Genomic DNA, 23,427 nt, shown 5'->3' on the forward strand with positions numbered 1-23,427 from the left:
CGTTTAGTCGTCCAGATGTTGAATGGCGATCTGGTAATGGAAAACCAGGTTATGCAGCTCGACCGGCTGACGCCGGCCCGCAATTAACCCATAGCGTATCTCGGTTACGCTATGGCCGCCGGGATCCGCCAGCACCCGCCGGTCGGCCTGGTCCACCAGCGTCCAGCCTGGCGGCAGCACCTCGCGCCAGGCCGCGGCCGGCCAATAGCTTAGCATGATATCCGCCAAAACCTGGCTCGCCGGCGGCAGCTGCGGCAGCACCACCGATTGCTCGGTATGGATCCCCTGCCGGTCGTAGGCGACTTTAAACAGGCGGATACCGAGCGATGACAGCCCCACCAGGGTTAACCGCTGCCCATCGGCATTCAGCAGCACCAGCAGGGATTGCGCACCGTGTCCCGGTACTGTGGCGGTCAGTAACTGCTGTTCGCTGATGGCCGGTGTTATGCCGGGCTGCGGCAGCCTTACGGACACCCCGGGTTTTAGCCAGGCCGACGGCGCTTTCGGTCCGGCGGCGCAGGCGGCAAGCAGCAGGGCCGGCAGCAGCACCAGTGCGGATAATGCTTTCATCAATAATCCCCCCGCCCGGGCGGCAAAGCCAGCGGCGACAATAAAAAGGCGGTGAAAATACCGCTGCACAGAACGATGCCGAAGCTGGCGATGGCCTGGGTGTGGCTGAACACCAGCATGCCCAGGGTCAGGGAAGTGGTCATCACCGCCAGGGTCACCGCCAGCATCGACGTGGAGGGTGTGCCGCGCGGATTGGCGAAAAACAGCTGATAGTTGATGCCGATGCCCAGCACCAATACCAGCGCCAGCATGGAAAATAAATTCAGCGCATGGCCGCTTAACGCCAGCACCGACAGGCCCGCCCCCAGGGATAATAGCGTCGGGATCAGGCTTAGCAGGCCCTGCCGCCAGCCCTGGCGCGCGATAAAGCTCGCGGCAATCACCCCAATCGAGGCCAGCAGCAGCCAGCCGAGCTTATGCCGGTAGGCGGCGAACATCGCATCGAAGTCCGCCTTGCGATCCACCCAGCTGACGCCGGGCCGGGATTGGGCAAGGTGTCGCAGCGCCGCACTGTCGGTCACGCCGCTTACCGGGATCAGTACCGCGCTTTGCCCGTCGGCCAGGCTAAGCCATAACAGGCGCCAGCCTTCGCTGACCACGCTCGCCAGCCAGTCCGTGGGCGATACCGGCATCGGACTGAGATCGGGCGCCGCGGCGCCCACCCCGATTTGCCCCAGGCGCTCGACCGCCGCCGGCGCCGCCCGGGTCAGCAAGGCCAGATCCTCGCGCTGGCGCCGCTGCGACGACAACGGCGGCATCCGGTAGCCCGCCAGAATGCCCCGGCTTTGCGCCTGCGCCAGGGCCGGCGCCAGTTGCTCCATGCGCTGCAGCGTCTGCTCCGCGCTGGCGCCGGTAACCACCAACCATTTTTGATCCTGTTCCTGACCGGAGAGCCGGGCGATGTCTTCTTCCTGCTGATGAATCTGCTGCGGCAGCGCCTGCAATTGGGCGATATCATCGTCAATCCGCAGTTGCAGCAGCCCGGCCAGGGTAAATACGGCCAGCGCCAGCGGCAGGCCGACGCGCAGGACCTTACGATGCCGCCAGGCGGACAGCCAGGCGCGGATAAGCGGCAACGCCGGGGTGGGCCGCACCGGCAAACGCCTGGTGAGCAGCGGGTACCAGCAGATCACCGTCAGGCAGGCGGCGCTCAGCCCGGCGGCGGCGAACACCGCCAGCTGACGCAGGCCGGGGAAGGGGGCCAGCACCATGATAAGGTAGGCCGCCACCGTGGTCGCCAGCGCCGCCGACAGCGCCGGCAGTACCTTGCGCAGGCTGGCCATCGGTGTATTTTGCCGGCCGTGTACCAGGCGCTCGGTCAGGTAGTAGAGCGTGTAGTCGGCGGAAATGCCGACGATGCTGATGCTCATCATCAGCGTCATGACATGCAGCTCGCCAAAGAGCAGCAGGCAGGCCACGGTGCCCGCCAGCGCGCCGACGGCCACCGACAGGGCGCAGCATAGCAGGGGCAGCGGCGAACGGAATACCAGCCCGATCAGCAGCAGCACGCCGATGACCGTCGCCAGTCCCAGGGTGGAAATATCATGCCTGGCCTGCTGGCTGGCGTAGTCGCTGTAAAACAGCGTGCCGCGGGATAACAGCCGCGCGCCCGGCCAGCGCGTTTCCAATTGCTGGCGCAGTTGCGCCAGCCGCAGGGCCACCTGATGGGACGACTGCATATCATAGGAGGAGGCGGCCAGCTCTGCGTGGATCAGATACCATGCGGCGCCCTGCGGGTCCCGGCTCATCAGCCAGCCCTGGTCAAGGGTCAGGCGGCCGGCGGACTGTTGCAGCGCCAGCTGGGACCCGCGCACCAGCAGCAGCGGGTCGTGCTGCAGTTCCTGGCCGCCGACCCCGGCAAACGCGGAGTAAAGCTGGCCGGCAATCCAATCGGCCTGCGCGCCGCCGCCCTGTTGCAGCCGCGCGCGGGTCTGGTCGTCAATCATGGCGTTACGATGCTGGAAATAAAACCGGCCCCATTGCTGCTGCTGCTGTTCGGTCATCGGGCCTTTCACCGCGCCCATGCCGGGCAGGGCAGCCACCTGTTGCGCCCACCATTGCACCGGCGCCAATCCCTGCCCGTCGGCGGGACTGACCATCCAGACCAGCTGGCGGTCGAGGCGTTGCATAAAACCGTCGTACACCGCCGGCGGCAACGGGCCCATGGCCTGGCGCGGCAGCAACGCCAATACGCTGCTGTTAATCTGGCTGCGCGGCAGCAGCAGCGCCAACGCCAGCAACAGCCCCAGGCAGATCAGCAGCCAGGCCGCCGCCGCGCGCAGGTAGAATTTACTGAAGGATTCACTGCTCAAAGCGCTGCTGCTCGTCATGGCTCAGTACCCCGGGCTGCGTGCGCTGCCGGCTGAAGGTAATGGCGGTGCTGTCTCCCTGCTTATCCTCCAGCAGGATATGATCAAGATAGGTTTGGCCGGTAAGCGTGATGGCCGTGAAGAGCTTATCCAGCGGTGAAGTCTTTGGCACCAGCACCAGTTGCCAGTTTTCCTGGCCTTTATCGGTGAATTGCAGGGTAAAGTTTTGCTCCAGCACCGCGCGGTCGGCCTGGAACAGGGCGCGCAGCAGATGATTAAAGCGGAACATCTGCGGATTACCGGCGGCGGTGACCACCTCAGGCGGCTGGTTGCCGGTGATTTGCACCATTTTGCTGTCGTTGAGGATCAGGGTTAGCAGAAACGGCTGCTGCTGCTGCCACCACAGACCGTTTTGCCGGGCGATAAGCAGCTCGCCCGATGAGCGCAGCGGGCGGGCGATGCCGCTGATGCTGCGCTGCTGATCAAAATGCGCGCGCACCACCGGCTGCCCGGCGAAACGCTGCTGCAGCGCATCAAGCGTAACCGCCCGGGCGTTGACGGCGGCAAGGCAGCAAAGCAGCAGGCCCGGCAACAGCTTTTTCATCATACTATCCCCATGCGTTGCAACAGTGCCTGCGGGCTGACAAAACAGAGCTCGCGGCTGTGGCGCTCCACCGCCACCTGGATGGTGTAGCCGGTGGTGGTTTTATTACCGCTCGGCCGGTCGAAAATGCTGTAGCCGATGCGCAGGCGGTTCTCGTATTCCTCAATGCGCGCCTGAACGCGGATGGATTGCTCAAAGGTCAGCGGCGCGCGGTATTTGACGCGCGCATCCACTACCGGCCACAGATAACCGGAAGCTTCCATCTGCCGGTAGCCGTAATCGAACTGATTAAGCAGCGCCTCGCGCGCGATCTCCATATACCGCAAATAGTGGCCGTGCCAAACGACGCCCATGGCGTCGACATCATGAAACGGAACGGTTATCTCTATTTCCGCGCTAAACCGCGGATCGGTTAACAGCATATCAGGCCTCGGGTGGCTGCGGCGCCTGCTCGTCGGGCAGGCGCCAGAAATCAAAAAAATTAAACCAGTCGAGCGGCGAGCGCAGGCAGTAGTGCTGCAACCGCCCCGCATACCTGTCGACGGTTTGCTGCAGCGCCTGCTGCCGCTGCTGGCGCGGCAGTTCGAGCCGGTCGGCGAAATGTTCGTAATAAATACGTAGCTTGCCCTGCTCTTTCAGGGCAAACATTAGGGCTACAGGGCAGCGCAGGGCCGCCGCCAGCACAAACGGGCCTTGGGGGAACGGCGCGGGCCGGCCGAGGAATTCACTCCATATTACCCGGCGTCCGGCGCCCCGTTGCTGCGCCTGTACCGGCGTGCGATCGCCGACGATGGCCACCCATTCCCCCAGATCCAGCTTCTCGCGCAGCAGGATGGCGGTTTCCGGCCCGATATCCGTCACCGGGATCAGGTTGATGCCCGCATCCGGGTTGATCTGTTCCAGCAGCCTCCTGAAACGCTGCGCGTGGGCGCTGAATACCAGCGCGTTGATCTTGACCCGGCCGCCGCCCTGCGCCAGGGCGCGGCAGACTTCAATATCGCCCAGGTGGGAGGCCAGGATCAGCAGGCCGCGCTGGCGGTCGATATCCGGCTGCGCCGGGGACTGTTCGGCAAAATCAATCTGCTCCCCGAGCCTGATATCGCCTTGCCAGCCGGCCAGCTTATCCAGCATCGCGTCGCCGAAGCGCATAAAATGGCGAAAACTGGACAAGCTGCCCGGCAGCTCAATACCCTGGAGGGCGGCGGTCTGTCTCAGCCGGTGCAAATACTGCCCGGACGCGCGGCGCTGGGCCCGGCCGGTGAGCCAAAAATAACCGATAACCGGATAGAGCAAGGCGTTAAATAGCCTGCGGCCGCCGCAACGGTAGGCGGCCAGCATAAAACGCATACCCATGGCGCCGTGCCGCTCGGCCATGCCGGACCAATGCAGGGACGGCGGGCGCCGCCGCCAGTTGCGCCGCAACAGCGTGGGAATACGCGGCAACATGCCGAAAAACAGCCGGGTATGCATCCAGGAAATGCGGCAGTTATCGCGCAGCCCGTCAAAATGGGATAATCCGTCCACGGGGTAGATGACCCGGGTCGGCACAAACAGGCTCTCGTTGCCCTGCCAATAAAGGCGGACCATCACCTCGGTATCGAAGTCCATGCGCGCGCCAAGCGTAACCCGCCGGCCCAGCGACAGGGTGGCGGCGATGGGATAGACGCGAAAGCCGCACATGCTGTCTTGCAGCGACAGCGACAGCGTTTCGATCCATACCCAGACATGGGTAATATAGCGGCCATACAGCCTGGCGCGCGGCACCGAATCATCGTATACCGGCCGGCCGGAAATCAGCTTATCCGGCGCGGCGGCGGCGGCGCGCAGCAGCAGGGGGATGTCCTCCAGCTGATGCTGGCCGTCGGCGTCCACCTGCAGCGCATGGGTATAACCGGCCGCCGCCGCGGCGGCAAGTCCCGTCATTACCGCCCGGCCCTTACCCTGGTTTGCCGCCAGGCGCAGCAGGGTGATGCCGTCTTGCCCGGCGCAAAGCCGCTCAAGGATGTTCCGGGTAGGGGCGCCGCTGCCGTCGTCGATAATAAAGCAGTGCAGGCCGTAGGGCCGCAGGCGCGTCAGTACCCCGGTCAGCATGGGACCATGGTTGAAACAGGGGATGATGACACAGGTCGTCGGCTCCGCGGCGCGGGCATCGGTCAGGGACATAGCATTATTTTCCCGCTGCTGACCGTGGGCCCGTCCATGAGATCGGCATCGCAAAGCGTATAGCGAAAGCGTAATAACCGGTGCGGCGCCTGCCACTCCAGATGCAGGCGCAGCGTTTGGCCCGGTTTAACCGGAAGCTGGAACTTAACGTTCTCAATGCCGCTGAACTGAACGGCGGGCGCCGGCTGATCGCCGCCCGGCGCTTCACGCGCCAGCAGCTCCCGGAAATAGTGCAGCGCCCAATCTACCTGCGCCACCCCCGGTAATATCGGCCGTGCGGGAAAATGGCCGCGAAACCAGAACAGAGCCGGATCCAGCCGCAGCAGCAGTTCGGCCCGGTTCCAGTCCGGCGTCAGGCGGGAAATCTCAGTGGGAAGCATAATAAAAAACAACTCCTTGAGCCGATCCCAGTCGTATTTGCCTCGCGCCGTACGCGGCAGCGCGCCGGCCACGCGCCAGTAACGCGGCACGGCCACCGGTTCGAGCCAGGCGCCGAGCGCGCGCCGGTATTGCCGCACCAGCGCCGGCATGGAGCCTGCGGCCAGGCGTTCTTTTCCCGCCGGCGACAGCACGATCACCGCGCCGAGGGTGTGGCGGCCGTGCCTGGTCAGCGGCAGCGCCACCGCCTCGGCGATATCCGGCAGCGCGTTCAGGCGCTGCTCGATGTCGGCCAGCGACAGCCGCTTTTCTTCGATATTGACCACCCGATCGTCGCGTCCCGCCAGGGAAAACTGACGGCCATCTTCGCCGAATACCAGCCGATCGTCCAGTAATTGCCCTTCAGGCCCGGCTATCAGCGCCGAAGTCGCCCTGATCCCGCCCGCGGCGGCATGAAATTCAACGCCGTCGAACGGTTGCCATAAATCAGTCTCGCCAAAGCGGCGCCGCCAGGCCAGAATTCCGGTTTCGGTGGCGCCGTAAATATCGGTCACCGCGGCCGACAGCCATTGACCGGCGGCCCGTGCGTCGGGCCAGGACAGCGGCCCGCCGGCGGAAAATAGCGCAATACAGCGCGGCGCGGGCAGCCGGGGGTCGATGCGCGCCAGAAAGGCCGGACTGCTGATAAACAGCACCGGGTGCCCGGCGCACTGGCGGATAAATTGTTCCGGATAACGCGCGATTTCCAGGGTAAAGGGCAGGCCCAGGCTCATCGGTAGAAAAAGGGCGAAGGTCAGTCCGTATAAATGCTGATGGGTAACGCTTGAGATCACCCGGCACCCGGCAAGCGTATCCCCGCCCGCCTGGTCGCGCATCAGCGCCGCCAGCCAGCGGGATTCGGTTTCCATGGCGCGCAGCGTTTTGGTCACCTCTTTCGGCCGGCCGGTGGAGCCGGAGGTGAACAATACCAGACGGGCGTCTTCCGCCAGCGGCGGCAGGGGCAGGGCGGCGGGCTGTTGATGCTGCCGGGGGTCAAGCAGCGGGCAGTCCAGGGCCAGCGGCAGGGTGCTGATGACGCCGTCGAATAAATGCCGTTGCTCCGCCAGCAGCGCCTGCCGGTTATGGCCGGGAATGACCGGCGTTTTGCCGCTATGCCAAAGCGCGAGCAGCGCCACCAGGAAGCCGTAGGCATCGTCGAAGCACAGCGCCCACCGAGTGCCGCCGGCATCGGCCAGGGCATGCCATAATACCGTGACGTCATGGCGCAATTGCCCCAGGTCGAGGCATCGATCGCCCTGCCAGGCGACAGGCGTGGCATCGGGGCGCTCCCGGCTCAGCCAGCGCGCGGGAGGGAAAAATGGCAAAGGCGCTAGCCGGCTTGTGTCCGTTTCCTGATTATCCATTCCGTTCCCATCAGCAGCCCCATCAGCAGATAACTGATGACGCCGTTATACAGCGCCCATAAGGACATATTCCCGTACAGGCAGGTAAACAGCGCCACGCCGCCGTTAATCATAAAAAACAGGCACCAGGCCTGCGTCACCCGCCGTGTATAGGCTATCGCCCGCGGCGGCAGCCGGGGTCGCCGCAGCCGGGCCAGACGTTCCACCACGCTGGCCCGGCTGAGCAGCGATGCGCCAAACAGCAGCAGCATCAATAGGTTCATCATCACCGGATACCAGAGCAGTAAATGATGGCTTCGCAGCAGCCAACTGGCCGCGCACAGCAGGATGCCGAACAGCGCCAGCGCTTTGGCCAGCCAGTCCAGCGCCGGCAGCAGGCCCCGCAGCACCAGCAGACGCAGCAGGAAAACGGCGGCCAGCGCCAGCGCCGTCAGGCCGGGTCGCCCGTGGGCGCTGCCGTACCACACGGCGAACGGATACAGTATCATCCCCCCCAGGCTGAACAGGCGGGCCGCCCCGAGCGCCAGGAAGCGGGCCGGGACAGCCGCGCAACGGGCAGTCACGGCGTTATTCCGCCAGCAGTATGGCCACCGCATCCACCACATCCTGCACCGTGCGTACGGATTTAAATGCCTCGGGCTTGATTTTCCTGCCGGTTTTTTTCTGCAAATGCACCACCATATCCACGGCGTCGATGCTGTCGAGATCCAAATCCTCATACAGGCGCGCCTGTGGCGTGATAAGTGCCGGGTCGATTTCAAATAATGCGATCAGCAGTTGCGTCACGTCTTGGTAAATTGCGTGTTTATCCATCTTTGGACCTGTTTTTATAAGCACTGCTTTGAAGAATACTTATCCGGCGGCGCGTTGCGACTGAATAAACGCCGACAAGGTAGCCACCGAAAAAAAGTGCCTGCGTATTTCCTGGTTTTCCGCCGAAAGTACGACGTTATAACGGTTTTTTACCGCCAGCCCCAATTCCAGGGCGTCGATAGAGTCCAAGCTCAGCCCATCGCCAAACAGCGGTGCGTCGGTGTCGATGTCGTCCCTGCCGATCCCTTCCAGATTCAGGGTGTCGATTATCAACTGTTTAATTTCCTGGTTAAGCTGTTCCATGATGTTATCTCAAAAAATTTAGCTATGTTCCGGTGCCAGGATCCCGGCCAAATGCCGGGTCAGACGCCGCGCCGCCAGCGCGGGCGACGGGTCCCCACCGGCAAAAAAATCACCGGCGGAAAACCGCGCCTTGACCTCAACGGTGAACAGCGGCTTGGTCCGCGGGATCTGGTACCACTTGCTGCCCTTGCTGAGAAACAGCTGGCTGCAGTGGATATGGACAATACGGATATCGCATGCGCTGCGCACCGCCAGGTTCGCCGCCCCGCGGTGCAGCTTCATCGGTACGCCGGGGCGCGATCGCGTTCCTTCCGGAAAAATCAGCAGGCTGCTCCCCGCGTGCAGCCGTTTACTGCTTTCCATGAGCAGCAGCTCCGCCTGCGTATTAATCAGGTAATCCGCCGCCCTGATGGCCCCGCGGACATAAATGTTATCCAATAGCGCCCGCTTGACGATGCAATCGCATTGCGGCATGACCGAGGCCAGCAGTACGTAATCAAGCAGCGTCGGATGATTCGCCAGTACCAGGTTACCGCTATCTTCGCGCAACAGATGCGCGCCGTGGATATGGTAATCCAGAACGCCCAGCCGCCGCGTGACCCCGAGGAATAACCGGAAGCTGCCGGAAATGACCGCGCGCGCGCGGCGGGTGCGCGCATGCGGATCTTTTTGCCGCAGGCACAGGATATGAAACCACGCCGTCAGCAGCAATCCGCCGATTCCGAATAAAGCGAAGCAACAGCCGGTCATCAGCATGCGCCAGACAAACTTCAGTTGATTATCGGGCCGGCGGACGGCGGGTGTGGCCACGCGGGTGCTCATTAACAACTCCAGTGCCAGCTCAGGCGCTCGCTGGTCAGGGTAAACGCCGGCGCGCCGCTTAACCAGCCGTGCAGGAAAGCCAGGCTTTGCGGCAGCATGCCGGGAGAAACGGGCTTATCCAGGCGCTGCGATCGGCAGCGCAGCGTAGCGCCCGGCGTCAGCAACAGCGCCACTGCATAAGGATAATCCGGGGTCTGTTCCGCCAGGTACGGGCGGTAGAATGCCGGGATGGTATTATCGAAATCCACCAGCAGCACCCGCTGATAACCGCTGTGCAAAAATAGCTGCGCTTCAACCAGGCCCTGCTGGAAACTGTCTTCCCCGGCGGAAAGAGAGGCGGATGCCAGCGGCGCCTTCGCCACTATCGTCAGGCTGCCGACGGCGGCATTGTGTACCGACATGGCGAAATCGGTGGGAGACGGCGGCGTGAGCCCCGCCAGCGCCTCGAGTATACGCTGGTTGCGCTCCAGCTCGCCGTGACGGCTGGAAAAAATTACCGCATCGGGCTGATGGCGCTGCAACAACGCCAGGCCGTTGTCTACCGCCAGCCGGCTGCCCGCGCTCAGGCGCCGGGCCGTCATCATCGGCAGGTGAGGGCAGTCCGGCAGCGGCGCATCGCGGGCGATAAGCGGCGCGGCAACGCTCCAGCGCCGCCAGTCGTCCCGCCCGGACAAGCCGGGCGCCGAGGCCTGCCAGTCAAGGATGTTTAACGATATTTGCATATAATCTCACTGGCATCACCCTTTCAGGTCTCTTATCTATCATAGCCGATACGTTGATGCCACGTTTACATTTGTTTACAATGCATAAATGCGCCGTTGGCCGCCAACCCGCGCATGCCGACGGCAGGATAGCATGGCTGTTTGGCGCAATCCGGCCGCTCCGGCGAGAATTAGCCGGACTGTCGGGCAGCTTGCCGTGATGAGAAACCAGGAAAGGTCAAGGCCTGCAAAAATGGCCGGTTATAGACCGGCCCTGAAATCACTGGCTTGACTTATTGCGCGGTTGCGGACAATTTTAACTGGATATCCTTATCGAGGTTATTTATCCAGTTATTATAATTGCGGTGAATATGGCCTTTGCCGTCTGCCAACAGATTTTTACTGGTAATATAATTGATCTTATAACCGGTAGCGCTGTAGACGATTTGAATATCGGCCTGATGGCCGCGCAGGTCAAGCCGGCCGTTAATGATACCGGGCTGGACCGGGGTCATTTTCCATTGCCGCGCCAGGCCCGCTTGTAAAATAGCGTTTTTTACCCGATCGTCGGAATAGTGGGCCGCCAGCGGGGTATTGACGTTGGCGATGGCGGCGGTGCGGGCGCAGCCGGCCAGGGCGAGAATGCACACAAAAAAAACAACGGCCGGTTTTAAAAGATTCATTTTCTACATTTCCCTGTAAATGATTTAAGTATTAATGGTGTCGGTAAAATTTCTTTAGGTCAGTTTATTAGACTAATAAAAAAATTAACGTGCTGATGGAAAGCCGCTAAAGAAATAGTTTTATCCTGATGATGTCCGCTGCGGCGTAAACATCATAAACAACCGGGCCGGGGATGTAAATATCGCTATTTAGGGGTGAAGGACCGCCCGCAATTAACAGTTATCATTTACAGGTACGGGTATGTTCAATAACGAGGTGATAACCGATGCAGGCCCGCCGCCGCCGGCGCGGGCGTTTTATCCGGCCACCAGATCGCCGCGGATCACCAGCGGGCCGCGGCCGTCGGCATCGGTTATCATCGCCAGCGCCTGTTCCGCCAGTTTTTCCAGGGGGTATTCAATGGCCGGCAGCGGCCGCAGGGATCCGGGCAGGGGCGTGGCGCCATCCAGGCTGATGATGGCCAATTGCTCAGGTACGTCGCGCCGGTAGGCGTGCAGTACCGAGATGGCCTCCTGGGCGTCGGCCTGGTTCATGACGACCAGCCCGTTGAACGGGGTACCGCTGTTGATCAGCGCCTGGAGCGCCGCGCGTGGCGAGGGCGCGCGGCAGGCGACCAACCGGCGGTTATAGGGCACCAGATGGTATTCGAGCCCCTGGCGGTAGCCGTGCAGTACGTTTTCCGCGGTTTCGCCGTCGGGGTAGTTCAGCAGCGCCAACTGGCGGCGGCCGTGGCTTATCAGGTACTGGCAGGCGGTTTCGGCGGCAAAGGCGTGATCGAAGCTGATGCTGAGCGCGCCCGGCGCGTTCAGGCAGTCGATTAGCACCACGCTGCCGTCCAATGGCGGCAGTTCGAAACGCGCGCCGATAACAATCATGGCATCGCATAACCCCCGTCCCAGCGACGATACGGCGCTCTCGACGCCGGCGGCGCTATCGGCAAAGCGCAGCAGCAGATGCTTGTTATGGCGGCGGAACTGTTTTTCCAGCGCCGGCAGGTAATTCACCGCATGCTGCATGGACTCCATCGCGCAGATGACCCCCACGCAACCGGTGGACTGGGCGCTTAGGGACTGGGCAATCAGGTTGGGCTGGTAGTTCAGCGCCTGGGCGGCCTTCAGCACCGCCTGGCGGCTCTCTTCCCTGACGCCGCGATTACCGCTGAGCACACGGGATACCGTGGCTTTTGATACCCGCGCCAAACGGGAAACATCATTTATGGTCGCCATAATCCTGCTGTGCTTGTTGCCGTTGATAAAGTATCACCATCTCATTAATCAATTCCCGCGCCAAGATGGCATTCATTAAATGATCCTGCGCATGCACCAAAATCAGGGTCATGGGGATTTTGCCTTCGCCCTGGTCCGCGCCGATAAGGCCGGTCTGGAGGCGATGGGCGGCTTTGATAAAGTTATCCGCGTCCGCCAGCAGCATCCCGGCGCGGTCGACATCGCCGTCGCGGGCGCAGGCCAGCGCCGTCATGCACAGGCTGCGGGCTTCGCCGGCGTTGACCAGCAGGGTCATTATCGTGGTTTCCATATCTATCATGTACTTTCTCCGTCAAAGCCGTGATTGCGCGCCACGCCGGCAAACCAGCGGCCGCTTTTTTTCACCGTGCGCCGCTGCGTGGCGAGGTCGAGCTGCACCAGGCCGTAACGGTTTTTATAGGCGTTGCTCCAGGACCAGTTATCGATAAAGGTCCACATATGATAACCGAGGCAGCGGCTGCCCTCCGCCAGCGCGCGGTGTACCCAGATAAGATGTTCGCGTACGAAATCGATGCGATAGTCATCCTCGATCCTGCCGTTTTGCATAAAACGCAGTTCATCCTCTACGCCCATGCCGTTTTCGGAAATAAAACAACGCGGGTTATGATAGTTTTCCCGGAGGTTGGTGAGAATATCGTAGACGCCGCGCTCGTAGATTTCCCAGCCGCGCCAGGGATTCATTTTACGCCCAGGCATCTGGTAATGATCGAACAGCCATTCGGGCATAAACGGGCTGTCGGGGTTGACCTGGTTCATCCGGCACTGCACCCGGCGCGGCTGGTAATAATTGATGCCGAGCAGGTCCACGATGCCCGCGGCCAGCAGTTCGTCGTCGCCGGGACGGCAGGCCGGCAGTTGATCGTAACGCGCCAGCAGCGCGATCAGCTCCTGCGGATAATGCCCGCGCAGCGCCGGGTCGAGGAAGCTGCGGTTAAACAGCAGATCGGCGTTATTCGCCGCCGCCAGATCCGCCTGGTGCTGCGAGCGGGGATAGGAGGGGGTCAGGTTGAGGATAATGCCGATGTCGCCGTCCCGGCCGTCCTGGCGAAAACGCCGTACCGCCGCGGCGTGCGCCAGCATGGTGTGATAGGCCACGGTGGCGGCGCGTTTGAAATCCACCACGTTGGGATAGTGGAAATCATATAAATACCCCCCTTCCACCGGCACGATCGGTTCGTTAAAGGTAAACCAGCGCCTGACCCGATCGCCGAACAGGGCAAAACACCGGGCGGCATAATCGGCATAGGCGTCCACCACCTGGCGGTTTTCAAAGCCGCCCAGCGCCTGCATGCTCATCGGCATATCGAAATGGAACAGGTTAATAAAAGGCGTAATGCCCTGCGCCAGCAGTTCGTCGATAACCTGGTTATAAAACGCCACCGCCTGCGGATTGCAGTCGCCCCGGCCGTCCGGGATCAGCCGCGCCCAGGATATCGAGGTGCGAAAGCTGTTATGGCCGGTTTGTTTGAGCAGGGCGATATCGTCGCGCCAGTGGCGGTAAAAGGTCGAGGTATCCCCCGGCCCGACCCGTTGGAAAAAACGTTCGGGCTGCAAGGCATACCAGTGGTCCCAGACGGTGGCGGCTTTGCCGTGGCCCAGGCTCTCCCCCTCGGTTTGCGGCGCCGAGCTGGCGCTGCCCCACCAAAAATCATCCGGAAATTGATACTGCATAAAAAGGTCTCCATGTTATGCCGGCGGCATCGGGCGTCTTGCCTGCTCCCTTCCCGCCGGCTGGATCTGCCGGGGTTTTATGGCGTCACGCCGTCACGAATCCAGCGCCATGCGCGCGTCCGCGGCCAGGCTCTCGTCCTGTTTTCTCAGCAGCGCGCGTTCGTAGGCTTTCAGGAACGGGTAGTACATTACCGCCGACATCACCATACAAAACAGGCACATGATCACCGGGCTCAGGGTCCAGTTGGCGGCCCAGGACGCGCCGATGGGCGCCGGGGTCGTCCAGGGGGTCAGCTGTACCACCTGCGCGACCCAGCCCAGTCTGGTGGCGGTCCAGGCGAAGGTGGCGTTAATCATCGGCACCAGGGTAAACGGGAGGAACATCACCGGGTTCATGATAATCGGCGTGCCGAACAAAATGGGTTCGTTGATATTAAAGAAGCTCGGCACCACGCCCATGCGTCCGATGGTGCGCAGATGGACCGAACGGCTGACCAGCAGCAGGAACGCCAGCGGCAGGGTGGACCCGACGCCGCCTATCAGCAGGTAATGATCCCAGAACCCCTGCAGGTAGATATGCGGCAAGGGGGTTCCCGCGGCCAGGGCGCTTTGGTTCAGCGCCAGGTTGGTCATCCAGAAGGGATTCATGATGCCGGTGACGATCAGCGCGCCGTGGATACCGGCAAACCACAGGATCTGGCATACCAGCACCGACAGCAGCATGGCGGGCAGCGAGTCCGACGCGGACACCAGCGGCGCCAGCAGCTGCATAATGGCTTCGGGAATGATCATGCCGGTGAAATGCGCCACCAGCAGGTTCAGCGGATGCAGGGTGGCGACGATGACCACCACCGGGATCAGGATTTCAAACGAGCGCGCCACGCCGGTCGGCACCTCTTTCGGCAGCCGGATGGTGACATGGCGGCGTTTTAGCCAGGCGTACATTTCGCTGGCGTAGATGGCGGCAAGAATGGCGGTAAAAATGCCCTGGCCGGAGAAATAGGCCACCGAAATCTGTTTGTCGTGATAGGGAGCGGCCACCAGCAGGAAGGCCATAAAAGACAGCAGGCCGGTCATGATGGGGTCAAGCTTATCATGCTTGCCGAGACTGGCGCCGATGCCCACCGAGATAAAAAACGTCATCACGCCCATGCTGAGATTAAACGGCAGCATCAGCTGGTCGCGATAGCGCACGGAAAAATCCAGCCAGCCGCGGGCGAAACGCCACTGGGTATCGGGTGAAAACGGCGGAAAAATAAACACCAGCATAAACGAGCCGATAATCATAAACGGCAGCGCGGCCAGAAAGCCGTCGCGGATGGCGATAATGTGTTTTTGCTGGCCGACGCGACCGGCCATGGGGGTGATATAACGCTCAATGACCTCGACCATAGCTTGGTAAAGAGTACTCATGGTGTCGTCCTGTTTTGATTATGCGCGGTTATTTAATCAGGGAAAGGGCGAAATCCAGCACCTTGTCGCCGCGCTGCATGCCGTAATCCATCATATCGATGGCGGCCACCGGGATATCCTGCGCCGCCGTTTTGGCCGAAAGCGAAGCCAACATATATTTGACCTGCGGACCCAGCAGCACCACCTGGTAGCGGGCGAACTGCCCGTCGAATTCGCTCACGCCGTAGGCGTCGATTTTCACATCCAGCCCGCGTTTTTCAGCCTCGGCCTGCATTTTTCTCACCAGCATGCTGGTGGACATCCCGGCGGAACAGCACAACATAATGCTTTTCATTTTCAGCCTCTGGGGAAAGGGAAGTTACGAGCGCAATTGGACACAAAACGGAAACCGGTTTCCATTCATTTGCGCCGCTTTTGTGAGGCCACTCAAGTAAACGGGGCGGGGCGGGTGGGAATGTGTGAAACAGCTCACGCGGCCAATGCCTGGCGGGTGCCAGGGGTTGGCCGGACGCGCCCCATGGCGGTAATTCGCCGGCGCCGGCGGCCGGGGTCGCTTTCTCCGGCGGCGGATGATAATTTGGTGGGCATCGGCGCGGCAAGCGGCCAGGCATTATCACCGGAGTCAATATGCGTTATCAGCGTCAGCGGACATTAAGCCTGGCAGCGGCGGTCCTGCTGTTATCGGCCTGCAGCACCACCATGCCGACCAAAGCCAGTGGGTTTCTCGGTTCCTACGATCGCCTGGCGCCATCGCCCGACGGCAGCCAACGCAGGCTGCGCACGCCGTATGCGCTGGATCCGGCGCATACGGTTATCGCCACGGTGGAATGGCGGGTAAAGAAGGGCGATTCGCTGTCCCCGCTCGAGCGCGCCAGGCTGCTCAACGAACTGCGCGCGGGACTCCAGGCGCAGATCAACCGCCTGCCGGCGGCGGCTGAAGGCCGCCCGGCGGAAATCCGCGCCGCGATCACCGATATCGCCACCGTATCCCCCTCATTAAACGTGCTGAGCGTGGCGATGTTTGCCGCGCCCCTGGACCGGGGCGGGGCGTCGGTGGAAATCGAGGCGCTGGATCCCGGCTCCCGCCAGCAGCTGGCGGCCATCAGCATCGGCTATTTTGCCCCGCTTAGCGATCTTAAGGCGCGGTTCAGCGCCCTCGCCCCGGCATCCATTGCGCTGAATAAGGCGGCCGCGGAATTCGGTCCGTTATTACGTCCGGCCGATTGAGATAATAATAAGTTTCCGGCGCGCGGGTATTTATTCTCGCCAAATACGCTATATTAAGGGAATTGCACCGCAACCAATAAAATTGTATTTAAAGAAAATAGGTAACGAATAGTTAATCATCAATTTTTTGCAATATTTCCGTAAACTCTATCCCCATATCCTGGGCAGGGTGCGCTCCGAGCGTTGAGGACTATTTAAATGGAACGGAAAGGAATCATTCTCGCCGGCGGTGCGGGCACACGCTTGCATCCTGCCACCTTGGCCATCTCTAAACAGCTTTTGCCTGTATTCGATAAACCGATGATATATTATCCGCTAAGCACCCTGATGCTTGCCGGTATAAAAAATATATTAATTATCTCCACCGAGCAGGATACGCCGCGCTTCCAACAATTGTTAGGCAGCGGGGAACAATGGGGAATCAATCTGAATTACCAGGTACAGCCCTCCCCCGATGGCCTCGCGCAGGCGTTTATCCTGGCGGAATCATTTTTGAATGGCCACCCCTGCGCGCTGATCCTGGGGGATAATATCTTTCACGGTCATGATTTGCCAAAACTACTGAATACAGCCATGGGTTGCGATAAGGGGGCCTGCGCCTTCGCTTATCACGTCCATGACCCGCAACGCTACGGTATCGTAAAATTCGGCCCGGGAGGAAAAGTCGTCAGTCTCGAGGAAAAACCGATCAATCCTAATTCCACCTGCGCGGTAACCGGACTGTATTTTTACGATGAGGAGGTCTGTGAATTAACTAAAACGTTAACACCTTCACCGCGCGGTGAATTGGAAATTACCGATTTAAACCGGCTCTATCTGGAAAAAGAGGCGCTGACGGTGCACGTCATGGGCCGGGGATACACCTGGCTGGACGCGGGCACTCATACGGCGTTATTGGAGGCGGGGCAATTTATCGCCACGCTTGAAAGCCGGCAGGGATTAAAAGTGTCTTGCCCGGAGGAAATTGCTTACAAACAGCGGTGGATCGACGAACGGCAGCTTGCCGCGCTGGCCCGGCCGTTAATGAAAAATAGTTATGGACAATATCTGAAATTTTTACTGGAAGAAAATACGCCATGAAATTCACCCCCCAGTCTATTTCCGACGTCGTGTTAATTGAACCCACGTTATTTGCAGATGGACGCGGTTATTTTTATGAAAGTTTTAATTTGGAGAAATTCCAATGGGCCGTTAAGCGCGACCTGTGTTTTGTCCAGAACAATGAATCTTTTTCCGGGCAGCATGTGATTCGCGGCTTGCATTATCAAATTCACCGGCCGCAGGGCAAACTGGTGCGCGTGGTGGCGGGAGAGGTGTTTGATGTGGCGGTGGATTTGCGCCGCCAGTCACCGACTTTCGGCCGCTGGACGGGAGCGCTGCTGTCCGCGGACAATCACCACCAGCTGTGGATCCCGCAGGGGTTTGCCCACGGATTCCAGGTCATGTCCGCCACGGCCAAACTGCAATATATGGTGACCGATTACTGGTGTCCGCAATACGACCGCTGCATCCGTTTCGACGATCCCGATATCCGGGTGACATGGCGGGAGATCACGGCGCCCGACGGCGGACCCGTTGAACCGACATTATCCGCCAAGGACCAGCGCGGCAACCTGCTGGCCGATGCCGAGGTATTTTAACGTTATGGAAAAAATATTCCTTACCGGCGGTACCGGCATGCTCGGTAGCTATGTCACCGTCACGCTTAACGATCGCGGCTACGAGATTATCGTTGCCGATCGCCGCCATTTCGATTTAGCCAATCACAAGGCCATCTATGACTACGTAAAAGAGATCGCGCCGGATGTGGTCCTGCATTTTGCCGCCGAAACCGATGTGGATCTCTGTGAGCGCGAACCGGCGCGGGCCGGCATCTGCAATCACCTGGCAACGGAACAAATCGCCAGGGCGGCCCAGGCCTGCGGTGCCTGGATGTTATATATTTCCTCGTCGAACGTTTTTGGCGCCGAGGGCAAGATAAGCTATAACGAACTGGATATCCCCCTGCCGACCAATTATTACGGACGCTCGAAACTTAACGGCGAAGAGGCGGTCAGGTCCAACTGTCCGGATAATCACCTGATATTGCGCGCCGGCTGGATGATAGGTGGCGGTCCGGGGAAGGATCATAAATTTGTCGGCAAGATTGTCCGGCAAATCAAGGACGGCGCTACCGAACTTAAAGCGGTCAGCGATCGTCTGGGCAGTATTACCTCCGCCGGTCAGTTGAGCGCTTTTATTATGAATGCGATGGCCCATCGCCAGACGGGAACCTTTCATTTTGCCAGCCACGGTACCATCAGTCGTTTTGATATCGCGCGCGCCATCGGCGATATATTAAAGTTCCAGGGCGATATCGTGCCGGTGGAGTCGTCCCGATTCCCTTTGTCCGCGCCGCGTCCCTTTTCCGAGGGCATCCAATCCATTTATCTTCCGTCGTTGGATACTGCGTGCGCACCGGGTTATTGGAAGGATGATCTGGCAAGCTATGTTGCCTCATTTCAGGGATGAAACGGCATGATAAAAAGTAAAATGCACTATTTTTTTCACTATGCCCGTGAATTTGGCTATGGCAACGCGCTGATATTTTCGTTATTCAAGCTCTGTCCCCGCTTTTTTGTTTTATTGCATCAAAAAGTCAATGCCGGCACGAATACGGTGTGGCCGGAAATGGCGACGGTGGACCCTGTCGTTTCTGCTAACGCCGTGCTGGATTATATCCCCTGGACCGCCTATGGCGGCGCGCCGGTTGCCGCCCGCAGTAAAGAGGAACGGCCGGCCTTTATCTGGTTTGTCCCGGATTGGTCTAATGTCTGGGGCGGGGGCCATTATACCTTATTTCGTTTTGCCAACCATTTTGCTAAATATGATACCCGGAATATTATATTTATTTATAACAATGAACGCCACGCTTCTCCGGCGCAATTACAGGAGGAGTTAATGCAAGCCTTGCCCGGCTGTTTATTGGAAGTGATTACCGACCCCGCCCTGCTTCCCGCGTGCGCCGGCGCTATCGCCACCACCTGGCAATCCGCATACCAGGTGCGGGCATTCCCTTTCGCGCGCCAGAAATTCTATTTTATGCAGGATTATGAAAGCCTGTTTTATGCCTATGGCACGGCGTCCATGCAGGCCAACGCCACCTATGGTTTTGGTTTTACCGGTATTACCGGCGGGGGCTGGCTTAAGCAATGTTACGAGTCCCATGGCGGCCGCGCGCGGAACTATGTGTTTGCCGCCGATCGCAACATCTTTTATCCGGCGGCGGGCGAACCGAGGGTGCGCAAGACGGTATCTAGGCTGTTCTTTTACGGCCGGCCGTCTACGGAGCGCCGCTGCTTCGATTTGGGCATGGCGTCGCTGAAGAAAATCGCCCGCCATTTCCCCGATGTCGACATCGTGATTGCCGGCCTGGACTTAAAAGCCCGCCCGCCGTTCCCGGCCACCCTGCTGGGCAATATGACGCTTAAAGACACCGGGGATCTGTATCGCACCTGCGATCTGGGCATGGCGTTCTCCGGTACTAATCTGTCGTACCTGCCGGTGGAGTTAATGGCCTGCGGCGTGCCGGTTATTTCCAATAATGGACCGCAGGTGGAGTGGTTTTGCCGCCACGGCGTCAACGCCTGGCTGGCGGATCCCACCCCGCAGGCCATGCTGGAGGCGTTTACCGCGCTCTATCACGATCGCATGCTGCGGCAAACCCTGGCGGACGGCGGTTTGGCCGCCATGGCGCCGCTGGACTGGGAAGGGCAGATGACGGACATCTATGAGTACGTCGCGGCTAATAGCGGATGACAGAGCCTGTTTTCCCACCCGGCTTGGCGCGGGACAACCGCGCCGGGCCTATTCGCCCGGCGTAATCTTGCCGCGGTCAATCATACCCTCCACCCCCATTACGCCGTCCCGGATGCCGCGCAGCATCATGCGCAGGCGCCGCGCCCGACGCTTGCCGGCAAGCAGGAAGAAGACCAGGAACAGCGCCAGGCGATAAAGATGGGCGAGACGCCAGGTCATGCTCATCGGCGTGCGGCGTACCATAACAAGGGTATTGCGGAAGAGATAATAATTTCTCAGCGGGTTATGTTGCGGCACCTCGCGCCAGCGGCCGCACCAGATTTTGACTACCCCGTGGCCTAACGTATGGCGCAGAACCGCCTGCTGCGCGCCAAACAGGCGGTAGCCGCGGTGAGCGGCGCGAAAGCACCATTCGGTATCGACGTGATCGATAAAAAAGCCGCTGTTCATCAGGCCAATCTCCCGCAGCGCCGTGGCGCGGATCAGCATGCCGGAGGAGATAAGGAAATCTGTTTCCGCGTAGCCCCCGCGGCGGGGATAGCGGCGGCGAATAAACAGGCTTTGTTTGCGCACGAAGCCTGAACGGGTGGCGGTGCGTCTGTCCACTTGGGTCGGACCGACCGCGCCGACCTGGATATTGTCGGCTAAGAGCCGGGTTTCCAGCAGCAACAGCTGCGCCACCATATCGGCGGCCGGGATACTGTCGTGATCCAGCAGCAACACATGGGTGCAATGCAGGTCCAGCGCCCGCCTGATGCCACGGTTCTGGGCGGCGGCGATGCCGAGATTGCCGGGCTGGGGCAGGATATGCCGGCGCGGCGAGCCGTGGGCGAATGCCAGCAGGCCCGCTACGCATGCGGCGGCGGATCCGTTATCGACGATCACCACTTCCTGTACCTGCCCGCCGACGGCGGCGAGCAGTTCGGACAGCACGTCCGGGTCGGGATGATAGGTGACGATTACCGCGCCAACACAAGGCGAAGCCATTTTTCTATACGTCCCGACGCGTATCCACGGACATCAGGGGCAACATCATAAATACTGTTTCTCCACCCAGCGGGTATACGCGCCGTTGACGACGTTGCCGACCCAGTCCTGATGGTCCAGATACCATTGTACGGTCTTGCGGATGCCGGTCTCGAAGGTTTCCGCCGGCCGCCAGCCCAGCTCGGCCTCGATCTTCGTGGCGTCGATGGCATAACGGCGATCGTGCCCCGGCCGGTCTTTGATAAAGCGGATTTGCCCGGCGTAAGGCTTGCCGTCCGCCCTTGGCCGCAGCGTATCAAGCAGGAAGCAGATTTTAGTTATTACATCGATATTGCTATGCTCGTTCCATCCGCCGATGTTATAGGTTTCCCCCACCCGGCCGGAGGCCAGGACGCAGCGAATGGCCGCGCAGTGATCCTTCACGTATAGCCAGTCCCTGATTTGCCGTCCGTCGCCGTAGACCGGCAGGGGGTTGCCGGCCAGCGCCTGGTGGATCACCAGCGGGATCAGCTTTTCCGGAAAATGATACGGGCCATAGTTGTTCGAACAATGGGTGGTAATCGCCGGCAGGCCGTAGGTATGGCAATAGGCCCGCACCAAAAGATCGCTTGCCGCCTTGCTGGCGGAATAGGGGCTATTGGGCAGATAGTTATCGGTTTCACGAAAGGCCGGCGCGCCGGCGTCCAGGGTGCCGTAGACTTCGTCGGTGGACACGTGAATAAAACGAAAACCGGTCCTGACGGCGCTATCGGCGCAGTCCAGGTATAACCGCACGCTGTCGAGTAAATTGAAGGTGCCGACCACATTGGTCTGGATAAACTCGCCGGGGTTGAGAATGGAGCGATCGACGTGGCTTTCGGCGGCAAAATGGACCACGCACCGGGGCTGATAGATTTTCAGCAGACTGTCGACCACATCGCGATCGCCAATATCGCCACGGATAAAGATATAGCGCGGATCGTCGGCCAGTCCCGCCAGGTTTTGCCGGTTGCCGGCATAGGTCAGCTTGTCGAGGTTGATTACCCGTTCGTCGTGCTGCGCCAACCAATCCAGGACAAAGTTCGCGCCGATAAATCCCGCCCCGCCCGTTACCAATATACTCATAGCCTCAAATCTTCCTGAAAATCACGGCGAAAAATAACCCTATATTTCCCAATAGAGTCTGACGATAGATGCCGGTCTGCTTTAACACTTTCAACCTGGCGAACAAGGGCACATCACGGCCGCGGATAAAGGTATGCAGCAGCCCGATATTTTCCCGCTTCAATTGATTTTTGGCCAGCAGCAGCGCCATGATATTGCGATCGACCCACTGGCGAAATTCGCCGCGCCATAACATCTTGAGGCGGCGTATTTTGTTGTTAACGCCTTTATTGGTGCCCACCAGATTATTGGCATGCTGGCGATAGCGTACCGACGGATAGTCGTCATAAATCACGCAGCCGCCGCAGCCGGTGACCAGCAGATAGGTCCACCAGTCATGGGAGACAATATTGACCCGCCCGGCTTCCAGCAGCAGGCCGCGCGCCGCGTGGTTAAATATCATGGTATTGCCGCCGCCCAGGCTTTGCGTCAGCGCGTTGGCAAAACTCGGCGGCTTGCGAAATAACGGCGAAAAACCGATTTCACGGTTGCATTCATCCACCAGCCGGGTTCTGGAGCAGTACATGGCAGGCTCCGTCTGTCCTTTGGGCGCGAGAATAGCCAGCGCCCGCGCCAGTTTATCCGGCTCCCAGATATCGTCCTGATCGGCGTAAGCATAATAATCCGCCTTGATTGCCGGGTTACATATCAGCGACAGGAAATTACCGGCGAAGCCCTGGCGCGGACCTGCCAGCAGGGTAAGCCTGCGCGCGCCGCAGCGTTGCGCGAAGGTGGAAATTATCGCCAGGCTTGCGTCCTGCGAGCCGTCGTCGGAAATCCATAACGACCAATCATTGCAGGTTTGCCGCGCAATGGATTCCAATTGCATAGCAAGAAATTCCTGGGCGTTGTAGGTGCCCATCACTATTGCGACCTTATTCCTGTCGGCGTTCTGCGGCTGCAAGGTATCCAAACGAGTCCCTCTCCCTCTCCGGCAAATAATGGCCTCGATACGGCGATGAGGCAGGCATCCATTGCGAAAATGCTAGTACAGGAATGGTCGCCGGCGCAGGGAATAGAGTGTTTACCCGGGTGAAAAAGATATTGCGGCTATAGCAATTGGTGGCGTGCCGGTAAATCACTACACTGGGTGCCACGGAGGCGGGACCTGATGACGCCCCCGGGTCCGGGCAATGCCGGACGTGAATTTTTATCCTTTCTACCACCGCGCTT

The 23,427-nt window shown here is 60.1% G+C and carries 25 protein-coding genes; 5 read left to right on the top strand and 20 right to left on the bottom strand.

What is annotated here, in order from left to right:
* Positions 1 to 3: 3 nt before the first annotated feature.
* The 17 genes from ACL2XG_RS16225 to ACL2XG_RS16305 all read right to left on the bottom strand — a co-directional run bounded on the left by ACL2XG_RS16225 (position 4) and on the right by ACL2XG_RS16305 (position 15,433).
* Positions 4 to 570, bottom strand: coding sequence for a DUF3261 domain-containing protein (locus ACL2XG_RS16225; RefSeq protein ID WP_410012864.1), 567 nt, complete (start codon positions 568 to 570; stop codon positions 4 to 6).
* Positions 570 to 2,900 carry an MMPL family transporter gene (locus ACL2XG_RS16230; RefSeq protein WP_413721755.1) on the bottom strand — a complete coding sequence of 777 codons (2,331 nt, stop codon included), beginning with the start codon at positions 2,898 to 2,900 and terminating at the stop codon, positions 570 to 572. The genes ACL2XG_RS16225 and ACL2XG_RS16230 overlap by 1 nt, the downstream gene beginning before the upstream one ends.
* Positions 2,872 to 3,483, bottom strand: coding sequence for a LolA family protein (locus ACL2XG_RS16235; RefSeq protein ID WP_410016675.1), 612 nt, complete (start codon positions 3,481 to 3,483; stop codon positions 2,872 to 2,874). Before ACL2XG_RS16235 ends, ACL2XG_RS16230 begins: the two co-directional genes overlap by 29 nt.
* The gene (locus ACL2XG_RS16240) at positions 3,483 to 3,902 is read right to left on the bottom strand and encodes an acyl-CoA thioesterase (RefSeq protein ID WP_410016676.1); all 420 of its coding nucleotides are present in this window, start codon (positions 3,900 to 3,902) and stop codon (positions 3,483 to 3,485) included. The genes ACL2XG_RS16235 and ACL2XG_RS16240 overlap by 1 nt, the downstream gene beginning before the upstream one ends.
* Positions 3,903 to 3,906: 4 nt before the next feature.
* The gene (locus ACL2XG_RS16245; protein ID WP_413721754.1) at positions 3,907 to 5,646 is read right to left on the bottom strand and encodes a glycosyltransferase family 2 protein; all 1,740 of its coding nucleotides are present in this window, start codon (positions 5,644 to 5,646) and stop codon (positions 3,907 to 3,909) included.
* Positions 5,637 to 7,427 carry an AMP-binding protein gene (locus ACL2XG_RS16250; protein ID WP_413721753.1) on the bottom strand — a complete coding sequence of 597 codons (1,791 nt, stop codon included), beginning with the start codon at positions 7,425 to 7,427 and terminating at the stop codon, positions 5,637 to 5,639. Before ACL2XG_RS16250 ends, ACL2XG_RS16245 begins: the two co-directional genes overlap by 10 nt.
* On the bottom strand, positions 7,394 to 7,990 hold the full coding sequence (locus ACL2XG_RS16255) for a hypothetical protein (RefSeq protein ID WP_410012868.1): 597 nt from the start codon (positions 7,988 to 7,990) through the stop codon (positions 7,394 to 7,396). The genes ACL2XG_RS16250 and ACL2XG_RS16255 overlap by 34 nt, the downstream gene beginning before the upstream one ends.
* Before the next feature lie 4 nt (positions 7,991 to 7,994).
* A complete protein-coding gene (locus ACL2XG_RS16260) occupies positions 7,995 to 8,240 on the bottom strand; it encodes an acyl carrier protein (RefSeq protein ID WP_410012869.1) in 246 nt (81 codons plus the stop codon).
* 39 nt (positions 8,241 to 8,279) lie between these two features.
* Positions 8,280 to 8,543, bottom strand: a complete 264-nt coding sequence (locus tag ACL2XG_RS16265; protein ID WP_413721752.1) for a phosphopantetheine-binding protein — start codon at positions 8,541 to 8,543, stop codon at positions 8,280 to 8,282.
* Between the two features lie 18 nt (positions 8,544 to 8,561).
* Complete coding sequence (locus ACL2XG_RS16270) at positions 8,562 to 9,365, bottom strand: lysophospholipid acyltransferase family protein (protein WP_413721751.1); 804 nt, start codon at positions 9,363 to 9,365, stop codon at positions 8,562 to 8,564.
* Positions 9,365 to 10,087, bottom strand: coding sequence for a beta-ketoacyl synthase chain length factor (locus ACL2XG_RS16275; protein ID WP_413721750.1), 723 nt, complete (start codon positions 10,085 to 10,087; stop codon positions 9,365 to 9,367). Before ACL2XG_RS16275 ends, ACL2XG_RS16270 begins: the two co-directional genes overlap by 1 nt.
* Positions 10,088 to 10,359: 272 nt before the next feature.
* Positions 10,360 to 10,749 (bottom strand): hypothetical protein, encoded by a 390-nt coding sequence (locus tag ACL2XG_RS16280; protein ID WP_413721749.1) that lies wholly within the window; start codon positions 10,747 to 10,749, stop codon positions 10,360 to 10,362.
* A 297-nt stretch (positions 10,750 to 11,046) separates the two neighbouring features.
* Positions 11,047 to 11,976, bottom strand: coding sequence for a LacI family DNA-binding transcriptional regulator (locus ACL2XG_RS16285; protein WP_410012874.1), 930 nt, complete (start codon positions 11,974 to 11,976; stop codon positions 11,047 to 11,049).
* Positions 11,960 to 12,295: a PTS lactose/cellobiose transporter subunit IIA gene (locus tag ACL2XG_RS16290; RefSeq protein ID WP_410012875.1), complete on the bottom strand. Its 336-nt coding sequence runs from the start codon at positions 12,293 to 12,295 to the stop codon at positions 11,960 to 11,962. The genes ACL2XG_RS16285 and ACL2XG_RS16290 overlap by 17 nt, the downstream gene beginning before the upstream one ends.
* Entirely contained in the window at positions 12,292 to 13,686 is a 1,395-nt protein-coding gene (locus ACL2XG_RS16295) for a glycoside hydrolase family 1 protein (protein WP_413721748.1), read from the bottom strand. Before ACL2XG_RS16295 ends, ACL2XG_RS16290 begins: the two co-directional genes overlap by 4 nt.
* Positions 13,687 to 13,779: 93 nt before the next feature.
* Positions 13,780 to 15,099 (bottom strand): PTS sugar transporter subunit IIC, encoded by a 1,320-nt coding sequence (locus tag ACL2XG_RS16300; protein WP_413721747.1) that lies wholly within the window; start codon positions 15,097 to 15,099, stop codon positions 13,780 to 13,782.
* A gap of 28 nt (positions 15,100 to 15,127) precedes the next feature.
* Positions 15,128 to 15,433 carry a PTS sugar transporter subunit IIB gene (locus tag ACL2XG_RS16305; protein WP_410012878.1) on the bottom strand — a complete coding sequence of 102 codons (306 nt, stop codon included), beginning with the start codon at positions 15,431 to 15,433 and terminating at the stop codon, positions 15,128 to 15,130.
* Between the two features lie 293 nt (positions 15,434 to 15,726).
* Between ACL2XG_RS16305 and ACL2XG_RS16310 the strand changes: the two genes are divergently transcribed.
* From ACL2XG_RS16310 to ACL2XG_RS16330, 5 genes are all read left to right on the top strand, one after another.
* Positions 15,727 to 16,326 (top strand): DUF3313 family protein, encoded by a 600-nt coding sequence (locus ACL2XG_RS16310; RefSeq protein WP_413721746.1) that lies wholly within the window; start codon positions 15,727 to 15,729, stop codon positions 16,324 to 16,326.
* Between the two features lie 198 nt (positions 16,327 to 16,524).
* On the top strand, positions 16,525 to 17,406 hold the full coding sequence (gene rfbA / locus ACL2XG_RS16315) for a glucose-1-phosphate thymidylyltransferase RfbA (protein WP_410012880.1): 882 nt from the start codon (positions 16,525 to 16,527) through the stop codon (positions 17,404 to 17,406).
* Positions 17,403 to 17,966, top strand: a complete 564-nt coding sequence (gene rfbC, locus ACL2XG_RS16320) for a dTDP-4-dehydrorhamnose 3,5-epimerase (protein ID WP_410012881.1) — start codon at positions 17,403 to 17,405, stop codon at positions 17,964 to 17,966. Before rfbA ends, rfbC begins: the two co-directional genes overlap by 4 nt.
* A 4-nt stretch (positions 17,967 to 17,970) precedes the next feature.
* Entirely contained in the window at positions 17,971 to 18,837 is an 867-nt protein-coding gene (locus ACL2XG_RS16325; RefSeq protein WP_413721745.1) for an SDR family oxidoreductase, read from the top strand.
* Between the two features lie 6 nt (positions 18,838 to 18,843).
* A complete protein-coding gene (locus tag ACL2XG_RS16330) occupies positions 18,844 to 20,124 on the top strand; it encodes a glycosyltransferase (RefSeq protein WP_413721744.1) in 1,281 nt (426 codons plus the stop codon).
* Positions 20,125 to 20,172: 48 nt separating this feature from the next.
* On the opposite strand, the gene ACL2XG_RS16335 is transcribed toward ACL2XG_RS16330, so the two are convergent.
* Genes ACL2XG_RS16335 through ACL2XG_RS16345 form a run of 3 tightly spaced genes read right to left on the bottom strand, consistent with a single transcriptional unit; the run spans position 20,173 to position 23,167 of the window.
* A complete protein-coding gene (locus ACL2XG_RS16335) occupies positions 20,173 to 21,111 on the bottom strand; it encodes a glycosyltransferase family 2 protein (protein ID WP_410012884.1) in 939 nt (312 codons plus the stop codon).
* A 45-nt stretch (positions 21,112 to 21,156) separates the two neighbouring features.
* Complete coding sequence (gene rfbB / locus ACL2XG_RS16340; protein ID WP_413721743.1) at positions 21,157 to 22,215, bottom strand: dTDP-glucose 4,6-dehydratase; 1,059 nt, start codon at positions 22,213 to 22,215, stop codon at positions 21,157 to 21,159.
* A 4-nt stretch (positions 22,216 to 22,219) separates the two neighbouring features.
* Complete coding sequence (locus ACL2XG_RS16345) at positions 22,220 to 23,167, bottom strand: glycosyltransferase family 2 protein (protein WP_413721742.1); 948 nt, start codon at positions 23,165 to 23,167, stop codon at positions 22,220 to 22,222.
* Between the last annotated feature and the right edge of the window lie 260 nt (positions 23,168 to 23,427).

Origin of the sequence: Sodalis sp. RH24 (assembly GCF_047324145.1) — a bacterium.
Lineage (GTDB): Bacteria > Pseudomonadota > Gammaproteobacteria > Enterobacterales > Enterobacteriaceae > Acerihabitans.